1 protein-coding gene is annotated in these 3,039 nt (G+C 72.4%); it reads left to right on the forward strand.

Annotated elements, in window-relative coordinates; genetic code table 11:
- Positions 1-3,039 (forward strand): type I polyketide synthase (locus ON30_RS28005; RefSeq protein ID WP_157183866.1); only part of this gene is annotated, 3,039 nt, incomplete at both ends.

Here is a 3,039-nt window from a genome sequence, read left to right on the forward strand (position 1 = left end):
GGCCGAATTCGACGCCGACCTGTTCGGGATGAGTCCGCGCGAGGCGCTGTCGACCGACCCGCAGCAGCGGTTGCTGTTGGAAACCGCCTGGGAAGTGTTCGAGCGGGCGGGCATCGATCCGGACACGCTGCGGGGCAGCAATACCGGCGTGTTCGCGGGGGTCATGTACAACGACTACGGCTCCCGGTTCGACCAGGCGCCCGACGGTCACGAAGGCTATCTGGTCAGCGGCAGCGCGGGCAGTGTGGCCTCCGGGCGGGTGGCCTACACGTTCGGCCTGGAGGGTCCGGCGGTCACGGTGGACACGGCGTGTTCGTCGTCGTTGGTGGCGTTGCATCTGGCGGCGCAGTCCCTGCGCAACGGCGAATGCGATCTGGCGGTGGCGGGCGGTGTGACCGTCATGGCCACGCCCGCGGTGCTCGTGGAGTTCAGCCGCCAGCGCGGGCTGGCTCCCGACGGGCGGTGCAAGTCGTTCGCCGCGAGCGCGGACGGCGCGGCGTGGTCGGAGGGCGTCGGCCTGCTCTTGGTGGAACGGCTGTCCGATGCCCGGCGCAACGGGCACCGGGTACTGGCCGTTGTGCGCGGTTCGGCGATCAACCAGGACGGTGCGAGCAACGGACTGACCGCTCCCAGCGGCCCGTCCCAGGAACGGGTGATCCGGCGGGCGCTGGCCTCGGCCGGACTGCGAGCCGCCGAGGTGGACGTCGTGGAGGCGCACGGTACGGGTACGACCTTGGGTGATCCGATCGAGGCGCAGGCGTTGTTGGCGACGTATGGGCGTGAGCGTGTGCGTCCGTTGTTGTTGGGGTCGTTGAAGTCGAATATCGGGCATGCGCAGGCTGCGGCGGGGGTGGCCGGGGTGATCAAGATGGTGCAGGCGATGGGTCATGGTGTGGTTCCGGCGACTTTGCATGTGGATGAGCCGACGCCGCATGTGGATTGGTCGGTCGGTGCTGTGGAATTGGCGGTGTCGGCGGTGGGGTGGCCGGAGGTGGGGCGTCCGCGCCGTGCCGGGGTGTCCTCGTTCGGGATCAGCGGCACCAACGCCCACGTCATCCTCGAACAGGTCGTCGTCCCCGAGGCGGCCGAGGAGTCGCAGGTCCCGATAGGCCCCGTGCCGTGGACGTTGTCGGCCCGCACCCCCGCCGCGCTGCGCGATCGGGCCGCGGACCTGCTCTCGCATCTGGACCGGGAACCGGACACGGACGTCGGGAACATCGGCTGGTCGCTGGCCACCACCCGGGCCGCCCTGCCCCACCGGGCCACGATCGTCGCCGACTCGCCGGCCGAATTCCGTGGCGCGCTGGCCGAACTCGCGGGCGGCGGGGTGCCTGCCGACACCGTCGTGGCGACCGCGGGCCACGGGGGCGTCGCCTTCGTGTTCACCGGCCAAGGAGCCCAGCGGACCGGGATGGGCCGAACACTGGCCGCGCGTTTTCCCGAATTCGGCGAGCATCTCGACGAGGTCTGCGCGGAATTCGACGGCCACCTCGACCGGTCGCTGCGCGAACTGTTCGCCGCCGCTCCCGGCACGTCGGACGCGAAGCTGCTCGACCGGACCGCGTACACGCAACCCGCGTTGTTCGCGCTGGAAGTGGCGGCGCACCGGACCGCCGAGCGGTTCGGTCTGGTCCCCGATCTGCTCGCCGGGCACTCCATCGGCGAACTGGCGGCGGCCCACGTGTCCGAGGTGTTCACCCTGCCCGACGCGGCCCGGCTCGTCGCGGCCCGGGGTCGGCTGATGCAGGCACTGCCCGGGGGCGGCGCGATGATCGCCGTGGAGGCCACCGAGACCGAAGCGAACGAGCTGATCGCCGAGCGCACCGACCGGGTGGCGATCGCGGCGGTCAACGGCCCGCGCGCGGTCGTGCTGTCCGGTGACGCCGACCTGGTCGCCGGATTCGCCGAGATCCTGCGCGGGCGCGGGCGGCGGACCAGGATGCTGCCGGTCGGCCACGCGTTCCACTCACCGCACCTGGACCCGATGCTCGCCGAATTCCGCGCGGTCGCCGAGACGATCCGGTACGGAGCTCCGACCAGGCACCTGATCTCCACCCTGACCGGACATCGGCTGACCGACGTCGACGCCGAGTACTGGGTCCGCCACGTGCGCGGGACCGTCCGGTTCCACGACGCGGTGCTGCGACTCGCCGAGCTGGGGGCGCGCACTGTCGTGGAAGTGGGTCCCGACGCCGCGCTCACCCCGATGGTGCAGCAGAGTCTGCCGCAGGTCCGCGCGGTGCCGTTGTTGCGCCGCGACCGCGACGAATCGCGGACCTTCGTCACCGCGCTGGCCGCCGCGCACGCCGAAGGCGCGCCGGTCGACCTGGCCGCGCTCAGTCCGGGCGAGCCCGTGCCGCTGCCGATCTATCCGTTCCGGCGTGACCGGTTCTGGCTGGCTTCCGGTGGCGGGCGGGCCTCGGGACGTGGCGGCGCGGACCATCCGATCCTGGACGCCGCCGTGCCGGTGGCGGGGAGCCGCGCGACGCTGTTCACCGGCGTGCTGTCCCGGTCCGCCCAGTCCTGGCTGGTCGACCACATGGTCGGAGACACCGTGCTCGCGCCCGCCACGCTGCTGGTCGACCTGGCCCTGTACGCCGGGCGCGCGACCGGATGCCCCGGACTCGCGGAGTGGATACTCGAGTCGCCGCTGGCGGTCGGACCCGATGCCGACGTGCGGGTCCAGGTCGTCGTGGACGAACCAGACGGTGACGGGGACCGCCGGGTCGCCTTGTATTCGTGCCCGGCGAGCGCGGGGTCGGAACCGGAATGGGTCCGCAACGCCCACGGTGTGCTGACGAACTCGGCGATCGAGCCGGCCGCGGCGGGTGCGGTCCGGCCGCCCGCCGGGGCGACGCCGATCCTGCCCGACGACCCGTACCGCGTCCTGGCCGCGCACGGATACCACTACGGTCCCGCGTTCCAGGGGCTGCGCGCGCTCTGGGAGTCCGACGGCGAGCTGTACGCCGAGGTGGTCGTGCCCGGCGAATCGGCGACGGGCGGTTTCGATGTCCACCCCGCGACCGCGGACGCCGCGCT

It is taken from the genome of Nocardia takedensis NBRC 100417, assembly GCF_000308695.1.
Lineage (GTDB): Bacteria > Actinomycetota > Actinomycetes > Mycobacteriales > Mycobacteriaceae > Nocardia > Nocardia takedensis.